This is a genomic window from Marinomonas gallaica (assembly GCF_001639745.1).
Lineage (GTDB): Bacteria > Pseudomonadota > Gammaproteobacteria > Pseudomonadales > Marinomonadaceae > Marinomonas > Marinomonas gallaica.
In genome coordinates this window covers 170,497-188,308 of record NZ_LTAX01000002.1, presented here as the reverse complement: position 1 = coordinate 188,308, position 17,812 = coordinate 170,497, and the positions used below count along the sequence as shown (strand labels likewise).

Genomic DNA, 17,812 nt, shown 5'->3' with positions numbered 1-17,812 from the left:
TAAACTTAGATGCATTGAGCTGGACTCTAGAAACCGAGGTTAATAATGACAACCAAACGCTTTATTGCGGGGGCAGTATGCCCACGTTGTAGTGAGATGGATAAGATTCGTGCATGGCGCGATGACGATGCTGAGAAGCAATTTCGCGAGTGTGTGGCCTGTGGCTATGAAGACGAGCAGTCGACTAAAGTCCAAGCGCAACCACAAGAGCTCGAAACTCGTGTAAATCAGCCGCACAGTTCTGCACCCGAAGCGGATACAGCGGTCATAAATTTTGTGCCAAATCCGGGTGATACCAAACACTGATACACGCCCAGCGTAAACTTGCCTAATCACGCTCTATTCGAGGGTTAGTGGCTAGATATACGGGTGAGTTGTTGAATATGATATTTGTTATCATTAACATAACGAATATCTCTTGTAACAATTCACCTTTTCTAGGCCATCGTATGAGCTCCTTTCTAAAGCGTTGTGTTGAGCGTCCAATTCTGGGCGTCTGTCTTTCTTTTTTGTTAGGGCTTCAAGGCCACGCGTTGGCCAGTAATATTGTCGTGTCGCATGCGATGGGGGACACTGAAGTTGTCTCGTCTCAGCGAGTGGTCACCTTATATCAAGGCGCAACAGATTCTACCGTGGCGTTAGGGATTACGCCTGTTGGGGTAGTGGAGTCGTGGGCACAGAAACCTATCTACCACTATTTGCGCGATGATTTAAAAGGCGCTGAGGTCGTTGGTCTTGAAACGCAGCCGAATTTGGAAGCCATCGCACGTCTCAAACCGGATTTGATCATTGGTGCTAGACTCCGTCATGAGAAAATTTACGGTCAGTTGTCACAAATTGCGCCTACAGTAATGGCGGACACCGTGTACGATTTTCAGCGTTCGTTAGCGTTGGTGGCTGAAGCGACGGGGCATCAAGCTGAAGGCGAAAAACGGTGGCAGGCGTGGCAAGCACGTACGGCAGATTTTCGTAAGCAGCTCAGCGCGCAGCAGAAAAAGTGGCCGCTAACGGCGTCGATCCTAAATGCCCGTGCCGATCACATGCGTATATACCTAGACGAAAGTTTTCCAGGTGCGGTATTAAGAGATATTGGTTTTACATCGCCTATACCAGAGCATAAGGGCTGGGGGATAAAACTAAAAACCAAAGAAGCACTGCCGAGCATTAACGCTGATGTGTTCTTTGTGTTGTTTGATCAAGAAGATGGGGCGGTACAGCAAAACTACGATGATTGGCGTCAGCACCCTTTATGGCAAGTATTAAAAGCCCCTCGAAACGGTCAGGTGTACCAAGTTAACTTTGTGAATTGGATACTCTCTGGCGGTATTTTAGGCGCCAACCTGATGTTGGATGAGTTGTCTGAGCTTTATCATCTAACGCCTGCGAGCTGATTATGTTGATTTCCTATCAAGCAGTTGGCTTACGATCTGGGCTTGTGCTGCTTTCATTGCTCGTACTGCTGCTAAGTTTTGTGGTCAGTGTGGCCTTTGGGCAATACACAGTTCCGCTTCACAGTGTTTGGGATGCTTTCTGGCAGTACGATCCGAATTCTATTGATCATGTGATCATTCATACTACTCGCATGTCGCGGGCGATTGTGGCTTGTGCTGTCGGGGCTGCGTTGGCGGTATCGGGCGTATTGATGCAAACGCTGACGCGAAATCCTCTAGCTTCGCCTGCGATCTTTGGCGTGAATGCGGGCGCTGTCTTTTTCATTGTTTTGTTCGCTCAAGTTTTTTCGGTCACAACCCTTAACGACTACATTTGGATCGCGTTTGTGGGGGCTTCACTGGCCGGTGCATTGGTTTATGGTTTAGGTTCAATGGGACACGATGGCCTATCTCCCGTGCGTATTGTCTTGGCCGGTGCGGCGATCAGTGCGTTGTTTATGTCTTTCACTCAGGGGTTATTGGTGATCGGGCAAGAAGGCTTGGACAGCGTCTTGTTTTGGGTGGCAGGCTCAGTTTCTGGTCGTGAATTAGACACGATATTACCCATTTTACCTTATCTTGGTGCGGGGCTTTTTGTGGCGTTGCTGTTGTCGCCCCATATTAATATTTTGCTGTCTGGGGACGATGTTGCCAAAGGGCTTGGGCAAAATACCCTGTTGCTAAAAGTCGCGCTCAGCGTGCTGATTATTGGTTTGGCTGGTATATCCGTCGCTTTGGCAGGGAATATCGGTTTTATTGGCTTGGTGGTTCCGCACATGGTGAGGGCGTTTGTAGGGAATGATCATAAATGGTTAATACCACTGGCGGCCGTCTGGGGTGCCAGCTTACTGCTGTTATCGGATGTGGTCAGTCGCTTTGTGTTGGCACCAGAAGAAGTGCCTATTGGCGTAGTGACGGCTCTGATTGGTACCCCGTTCTTTATTTATTTGGCACGTAAGGGGCGTAAACATGGCTAAGCAATGGGTGGTTCGCCAGCGTTGGGGGTCCTTTTCGGTGCCATACCAAGCGTTGTTGGCGTTGATACTGATTACGATGGTGATGTTGTTGGTGATGTGGGTATCACTGTGTCTGGGAGATACTTTGATCATGCCGAGAGACGTTTTGGCAACATTCTTATCGGAGTCTAGCAGCGAGTTTGCTTTTGTGGTGGAAGTTTTGCGCTTGCCGCGCTTGTTGATGGCGGCCATGGTTGGAGCGGCCTTGGCGGTGTCCGGTTTGGTGTTGCAGTCAATGATCCGCAATCCGTTGGCATCGCCCGATATTATTGGCATTACCAGCGGTGCGTCCGCCGCCGCTGTGACGTTTCTATCATTGTTTGCTGGGTTAGGCATGGGGTGGTTACCTGTCTTCGCCATCGCGGGTGCGCTGGTCGCGGCATTGGCGATTTACGTATTGGCATGGCGCAATGGCGTGACGCCCATGCGTTTGATCTTAGTTGGGATTGGCGTGTCTGCGGCCATGGGCGCGGTGACGACGCTGTTGATTGCTGTCAGTTCAACAGCAACCAGTATCACGGCGTATATTTGGCTAACCGGCAGTGTGTACGGAAGCGATTGGCATGATGTGCGTGCATTGGCACCTTGGTTGTTGGTCAGTATGCCGTTGACGCTGTGTCTAGCGCGGCGCATCAATGCACAAGAGCTCGGTGATCAGTTAGCCACTGGGCTAGGTATTTCGGTGCAGCGCTTGCGTTTAGTTTTGCTTGGTTTGAGTGTTTTGTTGGCCGCTCCGGCTGTGGCGTATGCGGGCGCTGTGGGTTTTGTTGGCTTGATTGCACCGCACATCGCGCGCCGTTTAGTGACACGTAGTTTTGGCTTATTGATGCCTGCTACCGCGATGATTGGCGCATCGTTAGTGATGTTGGCGGATCTAATTGGGCGTACGCTCTTTCAACCGTTGGACATTCCTGCCGGTGTGTTTGTGTCTGCTATTGGCGCTCCATTTTTTATTTTTCTGCTATATCGACAACGATTTTAAGTGAGCAACGCGTTATGACTACTCCGTCGAATGTCTCGCCATTGCGCTGCGCAAAGCTGACGCTTGGGTACGATAAAACCATCATCATTGATGACTTAAACCTGGCCATTGAGCCAAATCAAATTACAGTATTAGTGGGGGGGAACGGCTGTGGTAAATCGACGTTACTGAAGTCGTTGGCACGTTTGCTAAAACCCAGTTCTGGCGAGGTATTGTTGTACGATCAAAATTTGTTAGAGCAGTCTGGAAAAGCCGTGGCTCGCAAGCTGGCGATCTTACCTCAAGGGCCGACCGCCCCAGAAGGGCTGACGGTTGAGCAATTGGTGCGCCAAGGGCGTTACCCACATCAGAATTGGCTGCAAAGTTGGACAGAACAGGACGAACAGCTGGTACAAAAGGCGCTGCATGACACCAATATGCAAGACTTTGCCGCGCGTCCTATTGAAGCTTTATCTGGTGGTCAGCGTCAGCGAGCTTGGATCGCGATGGCCTTGGCACAAGATACCGAAATTCTGCTGCTGGATGAGCCAACGACTTATCTAGATTTAACCCACCAAATCGAGATACTGGATTTGCTGTTTGAGCTGAATCAAACGCAAAATACGACGATCTTAATGGTATTGCATGATTTGAACTTAGCGTGTCGGTATGCCCAGCAAATGGTGGCCGTGAAGCAGGGCAAGGTATTCTGCCAAGGAGCACCAGAAGATATTTTGAATTTCGACATGGTGAAAAGCGTGTTTGATATGGAATGTCATATCACGCAAGACCCATTATTTGGAACGCCCATGTGCATTCCATTTGGTAAGGGGCGTAAGCTTGGTTAAAGGAACCTTTACGGCGGAAGAATGGCAAGCATTGCAGGCCTATGGCTTGTCGTTGTCTTCGCCGGATGAGACGTTTGGCTCTCGTATCGATGCGGCACAACTACTCGATGATGATCACTGCTTGGCGGTGCTGGAGCAGATTGCGCCCGTTTTGGGGGCGCCAAACATTAAAGTCGCGGCGTCGTTAACCATTAAACGCTTGGCCTTTCTAGTTTTGGCCCCGACACTTTATGCCATGTCCCGTTTTGATAAGGGCTTGGACGTTTCCCTTTCTCTATGTCAGTTTGACTATCGTCTGAAAGATCGTATTTGGCAGTCTACATTGCCGCTAAAAAGCATTCACATAACACCCTTGTGTGCTGATCGTTCGGCTTGGCGTACACTCGTACTGCAGCAAGCATTTGCTGAGCATTTAACGCCGCTGGTCGAAATATTTCACCGCCTTACCCGTTCGCCGAAGCGGATCCTTTGGGAAAATGTAGCGGTACGTGTGTTCAGTATTTATGAGCGACGTGTTCTGCCTGGCTTGGAAGGCAGTCAGCGGGCGTTGGCGCAAGCGGATTATGCGTGGTTGCTGTCGCCCGATGCGAGTGCGGTTTTTGGTCTAGAGACAAACCCAATTGCTGAGTTTGATGCGGCGTTTACACAGCTTGAGCATGTGGCGGAGCCTGTGCGTATACGTCGTACTTGTTGTTATTATTATCGTGCGACGGAACCGCAGGAGTTTTGTAATAACTGTCCATTGCCTCTGCGTTTGCAACGAAATAAAAAAGCGCCTATTCGTTAAGCGAATGGGCGCTTTTTAGGTATTAAAGACGTAGGTTTAGAACTCTAAACCGTACGCCAAGGTAACGGTACGACCGCGACCTTTGAAGTAAAAGTCATCATTTTTATAAGCACTCTGCGAGTAGTACGTGAAGTAGTCCTCGTTCAGGAGATTCGCAACAGATACATTTAAGCGGCCTACAGGAAGCTGATAGCCCATTGATGCGTCAACGAGTGTGTAGCCGTCAAATTCTAACTCGTTGTCATCGAAATCACGGTCAAAGGCATGATTGGCTTGTAACATAGTGGACAGTTTATTGTTCCAGTTAGCCGTCCAAGCAAGACGTAGGCGGTTCGGTGGAATCTCTGCACCAGTTAGCTTAGTATCCACTGAACCATCGTCGTCACGATCGGATTTACCTTTGATATAAGAGTAACCAGCCTCCAGACGATGTTGCTCTGTTAGGGCTAAACCGAGAGTAGCCTCAGCCCCTTGGATTTCTTTCTTCTCGCGGCTGACCGTATACAACCCATTGTTTTCAACAATACGGCTGCCTAAGTCAGAGTTGCTTTCGTAATAGCTTATTTCGAAATCAAGGTTTTGCTTGTTATAGCGTACACCGGCCTCGTAGTTGTCAGTGATGATCGGCGAGAGATCAATCAGGGTGTCAACGTCCTGATCTGCAACGCTCACACCACGTAGCACTCGACCGACATCCGGCATACCAAAGCCTTGTGAATAGTTTGCGAACACACTGACGGAAGGGGTTAATTTAAAGACGGCACCCGCGTTGTAAACGGCGTCTTCGAATTCTGGTTGTCCGCCATTAACGGTGACGCCATTACGGGCGGCGACGGTTTGATAAGTGTCTACATCGAGCTTAGCTTTTTCATAGCGTGCACCGGCTTGTAACACAAGGCGCTCATTCGCTTGCAGTTCAAACTGAGCAAAGGGAGCGTAGTTCTGATAAGTGGTCTCCGGCACATAAGTGCGATCTGTTAGGATCAGCTTTTGACTGGTGGTGTCCTGCAGTACATCCAATCCTGTCACGACTTTAAGGCGGTTATCCAGCAGGCCATCTTTGGTTAAGCTAATTTTAGCGCCAATTTTTTTAGATTCATTTTGCGATTGATCATAGATGGTTTCTGAGGTGTTTGGGTCTTGGAAACTCCCCGATGTACTGGCCCCGTAACGGCCTTTAAAGTCTTGATGAAAAGCCTGCGCTTTAAGCTCCATACCTGCTATATCTGTGTCGGTATACACTAGGCTCGTTGTTTTAACTTCGTTAAACGGCGCTTTTCCTTCGGGGCGAGCTTCGATGGAGCTGGTCGCAATGCCATTGTCGCGGTCACCCGAAACACCACGGTAATTCATTTGCCCTTCGAGTTCGTAGCGGTTGTGTTCAAATTCTAGGTTTTGATCGTCATTGAACCAGTAGCCTATTTTACCAAACGCGTCGTAGCTGTCGGAATCTTGGATGTCACCTCGAACCGTGGCTGAGCCTACGTAATCTCCATTACCATCGATATACATGCCCTGTGTTTCACGTGTTAGGCCAACTAAGTAATCCCAGTTGCCTTTCGCCCCTTGTGCTTGGTAGCCCACTTTATAAGACAGGGTATCACCGTCAAGGCCTTCGGTTGGCATGGTCAGTTGAGCATTGATGTTCTGCTTTAGGCTGTCGGAACGATTCGACTTGGTGATGAAGTTAATAATACCCCCTGTAGCCCCTAAACCATGAATCGCGCTAGCACCATGAATCACTTCAATGCGCTCTACCATGGCTAGGTCAATGGTATGCGCCGAGCGACTTCCTTCGCGGATGGGATTGGACTGTGGCACGCCATCGACCATATATAGGACAGAACGACCGCGGAAAGTCTGGCTGCTGTTATTTAGTTTCTGCGTATTGGGCGCATAGGCCGGAAGTAAGTTAGACAGCACTTGTGAACTGTCTGAGCTAACACTCATCTGTTGCTCGATTTGTTCTCGTGTGATGACGGTAACGACTTGGACGTTATTACCTTTTTCGGTGTTCATACGACTTGATTCAATGGCGATCGGCTCAAGTTGAATGGATTGAGTGTCAGCGATGGCGGCTGATGTAATTGTTAAAGCGAACGGTAACACAGCGATACCAAACGGCATCGAGAGAGAGTAGCGCATAGGGGATTCCTCACCTAGAGTTATTTGTTACTGTTAAAGTTGGTGAGAATAGTAACGGTTATCGTTATGTTTTGTAAAACAGAACGCGGTTTTTCGTCAATAGAAGTAGAAAAAGGGTCGCATTGTAACCGTTGGAAAGGCTACGCTAGTTTGCGTAGCCACTGCCAATGGCGCTAAAGGGTAAATCGAGTTCAAGTTCTGGCACTTGTAAACCGACCCAAGCTGGAAAGGTGTTGCTGTTGGGGCCGGGGAAGACAGTGTAGTCGTTTTTCCAAGGATACTCCTGTACCGCTTGGTCTATTTTTGGAATCAGTTCGGCGGCTTTCTCGCCTTTTATCGATAAGATTTTTTCAGGCTTTGCGCCAAACCAGTATCGGTCGGGTGTAGTGGTCATGTAACTGTAGAGCGCCGGCTGTCCGCGTTTTACACGCCAACCAACCACCTCGTGGACTTTGTATTCTGATGCGTCGGCTTCTTTGGTGGCGATCCAAGTATGCACTGCAAACCAGCCGCGCCAGCTGAAAGCGTCAGCACCGTACACTTCGATGACCGCTTCAGGCTCCTGATCTGGTGCCGGCGCTATCCCTGCTGGTTCACGACTTGCGGTACGCCAATCTGAGTTAGAGCATGCGCTTAATAACGTTGCTAAGGTGGCAACGCACAGTATCTTTTTCATATCCATCTCCAAGTTTATTATCAGTTTGACAAAAAAAAGGCGCATAGCGCGCCTTTTCGAGATGGTTACAGAATTGATTCATAATCCGAACACACTTGATGATCGGTTTAGGATCAGAGTAAATGCTGCATCAGCTGTTCTTCTGATACCGGAGGTAAGAATAAGTACCCCTGTAGATACTCAATACCCATATTGGTTAATAGGCGCCGCTGTTCTTCCGTTTCGACGCCTTCTGCCACAACTTTGTAGTCAAAAGCGGAGGCGATTTGAGAAACCGCTTCTACAATGGCGCGGCCACCAGTATCCATAGACCAGATAAAGGAACGGTCTATCTTGACGTAGTCCACATCGAACTCTTGCATCACAGACAATGATGAGTAGCCAGTGCCGAAATCATCAATAGAGACCTTAATACCGGTTTTCTTAAGTCGTGCAATGTTATCAATTAGGCGCCGTTTATCGTGGGCAAAAAGGGACTCAGTAATTTCTAAGTCAAGACAATGAGCTGGAAAGTCCGTATGTTTCAACGTCGCAGCGACTTCATCAGGGAAGTCCTCGTCCAACAATTGTTGAATAGAGACGTTAACACTGATGCCCAGTTCAGGGCTTTGCGCATGCATACGTTTCCCCGCGAGACAGGCTTCACCAAGTACCCATAAACCAATAGCGCGAATAAAGCCGTACTGCTCGGCAACGCCGATGAATTCATCAGGTGGAATCATTTCATTGTCTAAGCGCCAGCGTAGGAGCGCTTCGACGGCATCGATTTTGCCTGTGTCCGTGGCAATAATGGGCTGATAAACCAAAAAGAGTTCGTGCCGGTGTACGGCATTCTCTAAATGATCTCGGAGGCGAAGCTCGCGTAGTAAGTGTTCACGCAACGATTCGTCAAAGACGCCGACACGGCCTTTCTCAGAACGTTTCTGGTTGTACATGGCCATGTCTGCACGTTGAATTAAACGATCGTGTTGGGAGCCATGCTGCGGGTAGTAAGAGATGCCAACGGTTGCACCAATGGAGAGCTTTGATCCATCGATAAGATAAGGAAACGATATGTGTGTAATTAACTCTTGAGCGTCTTCGAGCAGATGGTCATGTTGTTCAACCACTAATAAAAATTCATCGCCCCCCCAACGACACAGTAGATCGCTGGGTTCTATATTTTGCTGTATGCGTTTACTCGCCTCTCGGATGACGGCGTCGCCAGTTTCATGACCCAATGAGTCGTTGATGGTTTTGAAGCCATCAAGGTCGATAAAAAGGACGGCCAGTTGACTGTTTGGTTGAGTTTGTAGGCGATAGTTAAACTTTTCGGAAAACGCTTTACGGTTGAATAGACTGGTTAGTGGATCAATATTCGAGAGAGAGTAAATTTCTTGAGTACGCTTCGCGACTTCCTGTTCCATATGGGATAAGAAGTGGTCGTTTTGATGTTTTAGGTGTATTGAGCGCGAAGTGAACTGCGCTGCTTTATTGGCTCCCACAGCCATGACAATAAAGAAAGCAAACGTTAGATAAGATAGGGTGTCATGGAACGGCTCATCAGAGAACAGTAGCGCTATGGCTAACGGTAAAGTAATCACAGCACAGTAACTGATAGACAGCTTGCGTGAGCCCGCTAGCAGGCTGATAGCACCGCCCGCAAACGCTGCAATAATAATGCATGTGATGGCAAGTTCCGCCCAACTTCGGTCTTGTATCACAGCCAATACAGCATAAGTACTCCAAGCACTCCCTGTTAAAATCGCTCCTATAGAAAATCGACGGAAAGCTCTGCCATAGGCAAACCTATCTGCGTGTCGGGTGCGAAAGAAGAAATACAACAGATCTGCAAAGCGTAAGATGCAGATGAGTAACAGCAAGCCCCACCATAAAAATTGCACAGAACGTTGCTCATCCGCATGAGGGAATGAAAAGATCAATGTCGATGAGGTTACAAATGTGATGAATAAGCCAATGCCTAGATTGTTATAAAGAAGGCTGACAGCATCTTTTTGTTCGACTTGTGAGAGTTTTGTTGGGAGCATAAGGGTATTATTTATTCTCTTCAGGACACACAATCCAGTGTATCGATGTCGACCCAATTCTAAATGTTATAGATCTACCGATAGCGCTGCTTCAAAGTCATAACGTTCAAGGTATTTCCTAATTATATCCAATTTATCGGGAGAGTAAGTGGAATCTTGAAGTTTGTTTAGACAAATCAGTGCTTCATCGGCATCTCCTAGCTTGCATGCGTGCTGAAATTGCTGATGCAGTTCATCGCGCGTGGCTTTATCGATTTTCACTTTTGTCTGAGAAGGGCGAAGCAAATCTGCGTGTCCCTTGGTTTCTTCAAGCGAATTCTCGCAAGGTGTGAGCGTCATGAGATCGCGTAAGCTTTGACACAATTGTTGCCAAGCGACGGGTTTAGCTATGTAGTCGGAAAAGCCGTTGTTCAAAAAGTGGCGCTTTTCATGATCAAAGCTGGATGCGGTGACGGCAATAACGGGGAGTGTTTGAAGTGATGAGTGGGTGCGGATATGTTTAATCAGCGCCATGCCGTCCATATTAGGCATACGGATATCAGAGAAGACGACGTCAACGTGGGCGTTTAGGTAATCCAATGCTTGCTCGCCATCTTCGGCGAGCAACACACTAAAGCCTATTTTTTTTAGCATTTGTTCTAGCATTTCCCGGCTGAGTTCATCATCTTCGACAATAAGGGCTGTTTTAGTACTGCCTTGTGGCAGTCGCCACTGGATGTCTTTGTTTTCTAGGTGATCTTCGACGATCAGTGATACCGGTAAATCCACTTGTACTTCGGTACCCTGATTCACTGCACTGTGTAAGGTAAATGAGCCTCCCATTGCATCGGCTAAGCGTCGAGCTAATATTAAACCTAGTCCGGTACCACCATGGGTTTTGCCACTTTGGCCTTGGCTGAATGGTGAGAATAAACGATCTAAGTCGTCTTGGCTGATTCCCGGTCCTGTATCTAAAATTTGGACTTTAAGGTGTTTTTGGCGGTATTCGACGATGAGTTTTATGCTACCTCGATCGGTGAATTTAACTGCATTGTCCAGAGCATTGGATATTATTTGGCCGAACTTTGTTTTATCCAAGAAGGCATGGTCGTGATCGTTTAGCTGAATGTCACTGTGGAATGATAGGCCTTTGGATTCAGCTCGTTGGCGATGCATGGCGGCAAGTTCCTGTAGTTCTTTTTTGATTGGGAAGCTTGCTTCATTGAGTTGCAGTCGTCCTGCCTCAATTTTCGAAAGATCGAGGATGTCATTGATGAGGCCTAATAGACGATGGCCTGCTGAGTAGATCCGTTGTATTTGATGACTTGGTTCTTGGCCTAAGTTTTCTTGCTGAAGCAGTTGCGCATAGCCCAAGATGGCATTCAACGGTGTTCGAATCTCATGGCTCATATTGGCTAGAAATACGCTTTTACTCGCATTGGCTTGGTCTGCGCGATGCTTAGCTTCCTGTAATTCCTGCTGTAGCAAAAAGGTGTCTGTGATGTCTCGTGCCACAGATAAAATCCCAATGACTTGTTTATCACTGTTCACAAAAGGAGTTCGAATAATACTGAGATACGCTTTTCGTTCTGCATCAGGACAGACCCAAGTTGAGGTATGACAAAGGTTTTGTGTCTTTCTGAGCGACTCTTCTTGTTTTATCCAGATGTTTTTTTGATCGCTGGATAGGCTATCGAACAGGGATTGTTGATTGAAAAAAGTGCGATAGGCTCGATTCGCGATAGGTTCCTGTTGATCAAATAACTCCAGTACGACGAGGTCGGGTAAAATTTCAAATAACAGCGTGACAATAGCATTACTTTGCTGCTTCTCGGTCTCTATCAATTTACGGTTTGTGATGTTTTCAATCGTACCAATCAGCAACGGCTTTTTGCTGTGCTCGTCCATCGTACTGCCTTTGACTGCGAGCCAGCATGACTTGTCGCCGTTTAAGCGAAATTCGACATCGATGGGTCTGTTGCTATTTAAGCGTGCTTGGCGAAACGCTTCGTAAACAGCCTCCTGATCGTGTGGATGCGCTAGGTTGATTAAGTCATTTAGGTTTTTCGGGTGTTCTGTATCAAACGGTAGGATGTCTTTAAACGCTCTTGATATTTGGAAAAAAGAGGACTGCTTCACCATACGCCAGCCCGCCGCATTAATAGCGGATAATGATGCCTTGAAATGCTGCTTTTGACGGTTGATAAGATAGCGACTGTACCACGCATAGCTGGTAAAGCTGATGAGTAGGAGGATGATCACGGAAGACCAAATGACATAGACCCAATTGATCGAATCTTTGCTGAAGTAACTGGTGTTGTTTAAATACCAGCTTTCTGCAATTTGGTAACGTTGTTCAGGGGTTAGGGAATCTATCCAGCGGTTAAAAATACCATTGAGTTGTGGCCAGTCATTGCGAATTGCAAACGCCAAGTGTGCTTGTACAGGGAGTTGTCCTCGAATACTGAGGTGATTCTTTGCAAGCGTTTTGAGCTGGAATTGTCCTAATGCATACGTGGTGATGAGGTAATTGAACTTTCCATCTTCTAATGCAGCTAAGCCCGCCTGAACATTATCAACTTCGACAAAATACGTATCTGGATAACGTTCATAGAGGTCCCATGTATAGCCATAGCCTTTAATAATGCCAATTGGGCTGGGGCTGATGTCAGTGACATCTGTAATTTGCCCTCCAACTTTGTTGGAGATGATTACTAGATTATTACTGATGTAGGAATTAGTAAAAGTGTAATGCTCGCGTAGCGTGAGGCTGCCTAATACATCAGATAGCACATCCACTTCGCGCTTATTCGCCAGTTCTAACGTTTCACTCCAAGAGTCTGTTGGGCGAAATTCAAATTCTATACCCGTATCGTCGGTAAATTTTTTTAGGAAGGAGGACACAATACCAATGTAGTGTCCTTGGTCGTCAAAGGCTTCAAAAGGTAGCCAGTTAGGGTCCCCTGTAAAAACGATTTTAGCTGGATGCTGTTCTAGCCATTGCAGCTCCCCTTTGGAAAGCTCAAAAGATGCCACGTAGGTTGAAGCACAAATAGAAAAAGTACTAATAATCCAGCAAATAAAGGTTCGAGCTAGTGCGACTCTTCGCATACTTTTGCCCTAGTAAGGCACAGATCAACATTGGCCGCATTGAGTGGTTCAGGTTTATGGAAATGATAACCTTGCCCCCATTCAATGCCCATTGATTGATACAGATCGGCCAATCCTTGGTTTTCAACAAACTCCACAACGCATGGTTTGTTGAGTTTTTTGGCTACGTCTAAGATGGACTGCACCATGGCCATGCTGGCATCTGAGTGTTCGATTTCACGGGCAAAGATGCCATCGATTTTAATATGATCAAATGGAAAGTCTCGCAGGTAACTAAAACTGGAGTAGCCACTGCCAAAATCATCAATAGCGATGCTACAACCAAGTTGTTTAATTTGTTCGAGAATGGATGATGTTCGATGTACGTGAATAATTTGTTCGGTCTCAGTGACTTCAAAGCACAACTTACGTGGGTTAATCGCATACTTCTCTAAGGCATCTTGAATATAATCGACTAAATGCGCATCACGCAGAGTGGTTGCAGACAGGTTGAGGGCGACTTGTTCAATGAGTTGTTGCTGTACTGGATGATCACGAAGAAATTCACATACTTTGCGAATCATCCAACGATCAATATCTGCAATCAGTTGGTAACGTTCTGCGGCAAATAAAAAACTATCGGGGAACAGGATTTTTTCTTGGTCTGGTGCATAAAGGCGAACCAGTGTTTCCATTCGTATGCCGTTGCTTTGTGCATTAAGAGGACAAATCTGCTGAAAATAGACACGGAAGTGATCGTATTTTAATGCATCAATGAGTCGTAATGCCCAGTTTTGTCGTGCGTTCTGTTTGCTTGCTTGCTCGTTGTCATCGCTAAAGTAGCTAACACACTGACCGCCGGCGCGCTTAGCGCTGAACATGACCTCATCGGCCATCATCAGGACTTGATCAAAGGACGTCAGTGATTGGTCAATTTTCACGACTGCAAGGGTGGCGCCAATATCAAAATGACGCTCTCCCCAGAAAAATCTAAAACGCGAAAATTCCTCATGTAGTTGGTTTGCGATACTACTCGCTACGGAACAATCATCGGTTGGATAGACGACAGCAAAACTATCGCCACTTAGGCGTGCGACAAAAGCATTACTGCCTACAATCAGTGAAATAAGCTCGGCGGCTTCACTTAACAGTTCATCGCCAGCAATTAACCCACAGCTTTCATTGACGACTCTAAAACGAGACAGATCAACTGACATATAATAGGCTTCTTGAAAGCTGTCTTGTGGTTGGGAAATCAGCTCAACGACAAAATACTCTAAGGCCTTACGGTTGTGGGTTCGGCTAACAAAATCATGGTCAGCGAGATACTTGAGGCGATCTTGCATATAGCGCCGTTCGTTAATCTCTTCGCGCAACAATTTGTTGGTGGTCACCAATTCTGCTGTACGTTGTCGTACACGTTCTTCCAGTTCGCTATTTAAAGAACGCAGTTGCTGCATCATCTGATGTCGTTCTTTGTGATGGGTGACGCGAGCAATCACTTCGTCGGTATTGATTGGTTTGGTGATGTAATCATTGCCCCCTACTGCGAAGCCTTGACTGATGTCATCGGTGCGACCGGTCACAAATATAATAGGGGTTTCTTTAAAACGCGGATCTTTACGAAGTAGGCTACATAGATCAAAGCCACTCATGCCAGGCATCATGACGTCGAGCAACATTAATTCAGGCTCTAGTTGCTCAAGAATGGATAACGCACGTTCAGCAGACGTAGCAACAGATACCTTGCAATCTAGCGGCGCTAGCACTTTGCGCAGTACATCAATGTTGTCTGGTACATCGTCGACGATCAATACAGTAAAAGCTTTCATCTTGATCCCATCATCTTGGATAGTACTTAGAGTCGTTCATTTTTTAGGCAAAGTCTAGTAACCAAGTGTTAACAGCGTATAGGTATGTTCGCTAAAACTGGTAAGCGTAGGGGAAGGCTAGCTTTTATTGTGATTTTACTATGAGGTAGGGAAATTCCATTTCTCTGCTGACGTCAGCGGGATTACAGGTTTATACTGATCTTACAAATAAGCAGTAACAAAAGAATAGGATGGCCTTATGACACAACATTTAGTGTTAACGGTAATTGGTGATGATCGCCCAGGATTGGTAGAGGCGTTATCTCATGTTGTCGCAGAACATCAAGGCAACTGGAGTGAAAGTCGCATGGCGCACCTTGCTGATAAGTTTGCTGGGATTGTGACAGTTGAAGTACCAAAAGAGCATGAGCAAGGTCTGATCAAAGCTCTGCAAGCATTGTCTTCTGTGGGGTTAAAAGTCTCTGTTGAAGCGGCCAGTCGTCGAGCATATTCCGATGAAGTGGTGGTGTTATCTGTGATGGGGAATGATCGTACTGGCATTATTCGTGAAGTCTCCAAAACGTTGAGTAGCTTAGGGGCGAACGTTATTGACTTAAACAGCTATTGTGAACCCGCGCCGATGAGTTCAGAGATGCTGTTTAAAGCCGAGCTTGAAATTACACTGCCCAGTAACCTGAGTGCCAGAGACTTAGAGAAAGCAGTCGAACAGATTAGTAGCGACTTAGTTGTGGAGCTAGCTGAGTAAGACTGAACTGTCTACGTAAATAAGAAATTTTACTGTAATTCAGGGAAACATTGTGCTATTCGTTGCAGCATTTTTAGAACCTGTTTCAATGATTATAAGATCATTGAAACAGGTTATCTTTAAGCACATGCAACTCCCTACCACGTTCCGAGCATTATCCAACCCCAACTTTAGGCTTTGGGTGATCGGCGCCTTTATCTCAAATATTGGTTCTTGGTTACAACGCACTGCACAAGACTGGATCGTTATCTCTCAACTGACGGATCATAATGCCGCGGCGGTGGGGGTTGTGGTGTTCCTGCAATTTATTCCCCAAATCTTATTGCTTCCTATTACCGGCTGGGCGGCAGATCGGATTGACCGACGTAAGCTTCTATTGGTGACGCAACTCTCAATGGCATTTTTAGCGCTCTTGTTGGGCATATTAGCGATATCGGGCGTCATTGAACTTTGGCACGTCTATGCTTGTGCTCTTGGACTAGGCATCGTTGCGGCCTTTGACGCACCTGCTCGCCATGCGTTTGTATCCGATGTTGTGACGGAAAAGGAAGTGTCCAATGCCGTGTCTTTGAATTCCATGTCATTTCATTCTGCGCGTTTGATTGGGCCTGCTATTGCGGGCCTCTTGATTGCTGGGGTGGGTGCTGGCTGGGTGTTCGTATTAAACGTTGTGACGTTTGTTCCTCTTCTTGTTGCGTTGTATTTGCTCGGCAAACGCACGTTAGCCGGTCAACAGGAGAAAACTGAGAAAGCAGAAAGTGCCGGTTTCTTAGCTGGCTTTGGTTATCTAAATCAGCACCGTGAAATGGCAGTATTATTGGTCATGATCGCGATGGTGACTGCGTTTGTGATGAATTTCCCAGTTTATCTTTCTGCGATGACAGTGCATGTGTTTCATGGCGATGCTGGTCAATATGGTTTGTTGATCTCAATGATGGCGATTGGTTCGATTGCTGGCGCGCTTATGACGGCAAGTCGCAAGCAACCGACTTTTGGCTTTTTAGTGTGTTTACCGGCTGGTGTTGCTGTGAGCAGTACGCTGCTGGCGGTGGCGCCCAACTTTATCAGTTTTGCGATTATGATGACGGTTTTGGGCTTTAGTATTCAGCTACTGACGATCTCTTCGTTTACCTTTCTACAGTTGTCTACGGTACGTGTTTATCGGGGACGCGTGATGGCCATCGCCTTGGCAACGATGTTAGGCAGTACAGCACTTGGTGCACCATTAGTCGGCTGGATCGCAGACAGTATGAGTCCGCGCTGGTCGATTGGTATCAGTGGTGTTTCGGCTTTAATGGCGTTCGCTTTGGGCATTTTTTATTACCGCCAATATTATCTGCCGCAACAGCGTCAATCGCATGAGTCTGCGTGACGTTCCCAAAAAACGTCACGCTTACAAGATTATAGCGTCTAGTTATCAAGAGTTGCCGTGTCACAGTCAGGCTGAGACGGTTGAAAGCCAAACCAGCTGGACCAAGCCTTGCGCGGATGCAAAACAAAACCTTCGGCGAGTGTTAACCCTTGCTCAATATAAATATCTTGGTGAGCAGTTGGGTCGACTGATACGTTGTAATCCGCACTCACGGTTTTTTTACCTTGTTTCAAGCGAGTAGATACAGTGGGGTTATAGATGGTTAAGGTGATTGGGTCACCCTGACCAAATCCAATGTGCTCACCGTTGAAACCTCCTGCCACCAAGATCACCGGTTCAACCCGACAAAGTTCCCCTTGTTCATTGGTGGTGAGATAGTTACCTTCCCCTTTGATACCGTGTAGAAACGGTAAACTGCCTGTTTTTACCGAGGTAATATAAACCACCCCTAGTGCCTCATCGGGTAGACTGGTGGCAGGTGCTCCCAAAGACAGAGCACCTATAAATACGCTGATTAAGTACGTCAAAACACTGTTCATATTGGCTCTCCTCTTGGATTCAGAAGGTGCGCTCTAGGCTGGCTAGGTAGACATAAAAAGTAAATCAGCAATAACATGCCGACAATTGGAATTAAGATCACCAGTACACTCCAAATGGGCATGCCTGTGTCACGAATTCGACGCACGACAATGGCAAAAAAAGGCATGATGGTTATGAGTGAATAGAGGGCATCCAGCCAGCCGGGATTATCTGTTAGGATTTCGAGGGTGGCTATGATAAGACTGACTAACAGGCTTATCAGCATGAACATCCAGAATGCTTGACGATGGGCAACGCCTTTAAAATCGGCGTAGTGTTTAAAGGCTTCGATGTACCAATACATCCTATGACTCCTATGTTGGAA

15 protein-coding genes are annotated in these 17,812 nt (G+C 47.0%); 8 read left to right on the top strand and 7 right to left on the bottom strand.

Features of this window, described 5'->3' with window-relative positions; translation table 11 throughout:
- Positions 1-45 precede the first annotated feature (45 nt).
- From AYW76_RS02975 to AYW76_RS02950, 6 genes are all read left to right on the top strand, one after another.
- Positions 46-306, top strand: coding sequence for a YheV family putative zinc ribbon protein (locus AYW76_RS02975; RefSeq protein WP_067029921.1), 261 nt, complete (start codon positions 46-48; stop codon positions 304-306).
- Between the two features lie 143 nt (positions 307-449).
- Complete coding sequence (locus AYW76_RS02970; protein WP_067215549.1) at positions 450-1,391, top strand: ABC transporter substrate-binding protein; 942 nt, start codon at positions 450-452, stop codon at positions 1,389-1,391.
- Between the two features lie 2 nt (positions 1,392-1,393).
- The gene (locus tag AYW76_RS02965; protein WP_067215545.1) at positions 1,394-2,407 is read left to right on the top strand and encodes a FecCD family ABC transporter permease; all 1,014 of its coding nucleotides are present in this window, start codon (positions 1,394-1,396) and stop codon (positions 2,405-2,407) included.
- Entirely contained in the window at positions 2,400-3,428 is a 1,029-nt protein-coding gene (locus tag AYW76_RS02960; RefSeq protein WP_067215542.1) for a FecCD family ABC transporter permease, read from the top strand. Before AYW76_RS02965 ends, AYW76_RS02960 begins: the two co-directional genes overlap by 8 nt.
- 14 nt (positions 3,429-3,442) lie before the next feature.
- Complete coding sequence (locus AYW76_RS02955) at positions 3,443-4,255, top strand: ABC transporter ATP-binding protein (RefSeq protein WP_067215540.1); 813 nt, start codon at positions 3,443-3,445, stop codon at positions 4,253-4,255.
- Positions 4,248-5,042: an IucA/IucC family C-terminal-domain containing protein gene (locus AYW76_RS02950; RefSeq protein ID WP_082866077.1), complete on the top strand. Its 795-nt coding sequence runs from the start codon at positions 4,248-4,250 to the stop codon at positions 5,040-5,042. Before AYW76_RS02955 ends, AYW76_RS02950 begins: the two co-directional genes overlap by 8 nt.
- Positions 5,043-5,078: 36 nt before the next feature.
- Here the strand turns inward: AYW76_RS02950 and AYW76_RS02945 are convergent, their stop codons facing one another.
- From AYW76_RS02945 to AYW76_RS02925, 5 genes are all read right to left on the bottom strand, one after another.
- Positions 5,079-7,187: a TonB-dependent receptor gene (locus AYW76_RS02945; RefSeq protein WP_067215534.1), complete on the bottom strand. Its 2,109-nt coding sequence runs from the start codon at positions 7,185-7,187 to the stop codon at positions 5,079-5,081.
- Positions 7,188-7,332: 145 nt separating this feature from the next.
- Entirely contained in the window at positions 7,333-7,863 is a 531-nt protein-coding gene (locus AYW76_RS02940) for a DUF3750 domain-containing protein (protein WP_067215531.1), read from the bottom strand.
- Between the two features lie 113 nt (positions 7,864-7,976).
- On the bottom strand, positions 7,977-9,890 hold the full coding sequence (locus AYW76_RS02935) for a putative bifunctional diguanylate cyclase/phosphodiesterase (RefSeq protein ID WP_067215529.1): 1,914 nt from the start codon (positions 9,888-9,890) through the stop codon (positions 7,977-7,979).
- A gap of 66 nt (positions 9,891-9,956) precedes the next feature.
- Complete coding sequence (locus tag AYW76_RS02930) at positions 9,957-12,980, bottom strand: response regulator (protein WP_067215526.1); 3,024 nt, start codon at positions 12,978-12,980, stop codon at positions 9,957-9,959.
- Positions 12,962-14,791 (bottom strand): two-component system response regulator, encoded by a 1,830-nt coding sequence (locus AYW76_RS02925; protein ID WP_067215524.1) that lies wholly within the window; start codon positions 14,789-14,791, stop codon positions 12,962-12,964. The genes AYW76_RS02930 and AYW76_RS02925 overlap by 19 nt, the downstream gene beginning before the upstream one ends.
- Positions 14,792-15,029: 238 nt before the next feature.
- Here AYW76_RS02925 and AYW76_RS02920 point away from each other — a divergent pair, with 238 nt between their 5' ends.
- Both AYW76_RS02920 and AYW76_RS02915 read left to right on the top strand, forming a co-directional pair.
- Positions 15,030-15,536 (top strand): glycine cleavage system protein R, encoded by a 507-nt coding sequence (locus tag AYW76_RS02920; RefSeq protein WP_067215521.1) that lies wholly within the window; start codon positions 15,030-15,032, stop codon positions 15,534-15,536.
- 127 nt (positions 15,537-15,663) lie between these two features.
- Positions 15,664-16,908 carry an MFS transporter gene (locus AYW76_RS02915; protein WP_067216073.1) on the top strand — a complete coding sequence of 415 codons (1,245 nt, stop codon included), beginning with the start codon at positions 15,664-15,666 and terminating at the stop codon, positions 16,906-16,908.
- Positions 16,909-16,946: 38 nt separating this feature from the next.
- On the opposite strand, the gene AYW76_RS02910 is transcribed toward AYW76_RS02915, so the two are convergent.
- Positions 16,947-17,447, bottom strand: coding sequence for a hypothetical protein (locus AYW76_RS02910; RefSeq protein WP_067215518.1), 501 nt, complete (start codon positions 17,445-17,447; stop codon positions 16,947-16,949).
- On the bottom strand, positions 17,444-17,791 hold the full coding sequence (locus AYW76_RS02905) for a DUF805 domain-containing protein (protein ID WP_067215516.1): 348 nt from the start codon (positions 17,789-17,791) through the stop codon (positions 17,444-17,446). The genes AYW76_RS02910 and AYW76_RS02905 overlap by 4 nt, the downstream gene beginning before the upstream one ends.
- Between the last annotated feature and the right edge of the window lie 21 nt (positions 17,792-17,812).

Coding starts and splice junctions, on each gene's coding strand:
- AYW76_RS02975 (WP_067029921.1), top strand. CDS start 46: ATGACAACCAAACGCTTTATTGCGGGGGCAGTATGCCCACGTTGTAGT.
- AYW76_RS02970 (WP_067215549.1), top strand. CDS start 450: ATGAGCTCCTTTCTAAAGCGTTGTGTTGAGCGTCCAATTCTGGGCGTC.
- AYW76_RS02965 (WP_067215545.1), top strand. CDS start 1,394: ATGTTGATTTCCTATCAAGCAGTTGGCTTACGATCTGGGCTTGTGCTG.
- AYW76_RS02960 (WP_067215542.1), top strand. CDS start 2,400: ATGGCTAAGCAATGGGTGGTTCGCCAGCGTTGGGGGTCCTTTTCGGTG.
- AYW76_RS02955 (WP_067215540.1), top strand. CDS start 3,443: ATGACTACTCCGTCGAATGTCTCGCCATTGCGCTGCGCAAAGCTGACG.
- AYW76_RS02945 (WP_067215534.1), bottom strand. CDS start 7,187: ATGCGCTACTCTCTCTCGATGCCGTTTGGTATCGCTGTGTTACCGTTC.
- AYW76_RS02940 (WP_067215531.1), bottom strand. CDS start 7,863: ATGAAAAAGATACTGTGCGTTGCCACCTTAGCAACGTTATTAAGCGCA.
- AYW76_RS02935 (WP_067215529.1), bottom strand. CDS start 9,890: ATGCTCCCAACAAAACTCTCACAAGTCGAACAAAAAGATGCTGTCAGC.
- AYW76_RS02930 (WP_067215526.1), bottom strand. CDS start 12,980: ATGCGAAGAGTCGCACTAGCTCGAACCTTTATTTGCTGGATTATTAGT.
- AYW76_RS02925 (WP_067215524.1), bottom strand. CDS start 14,791: ATGAAAGCTTTTACTGTATTGATCGTCGACGATGTACCAGACAACATT.
- AYW76_RS02920 (WP_067215521.1), top strand. CDS start 15,030: ATGACACAACATTTAGTGTTAACGGTAATTGGTGATGATCGCCCAGGA.
- AYW76_RS02915 (WP_067216073.1), top strand. CDS start 15,664: ATGCAACTCCCTACCACGTTCCGAGCATTATCCAACCCCAACTTTAGG.
- AYW76_RS02910 (WP_067215518.1), bottom strand. CDS start 17,447: ATGAACAGTGTTTTGACGTACTTAATCAGCGTATTTATAGGTGCTCTG.
- AYW76_RS02905 (WP_067215516.1), bottom strand. CDS start 17,791: ATGTATTGGTACATCGAAGCCTTTAAACACTACGCCGATTTTAAAGGC.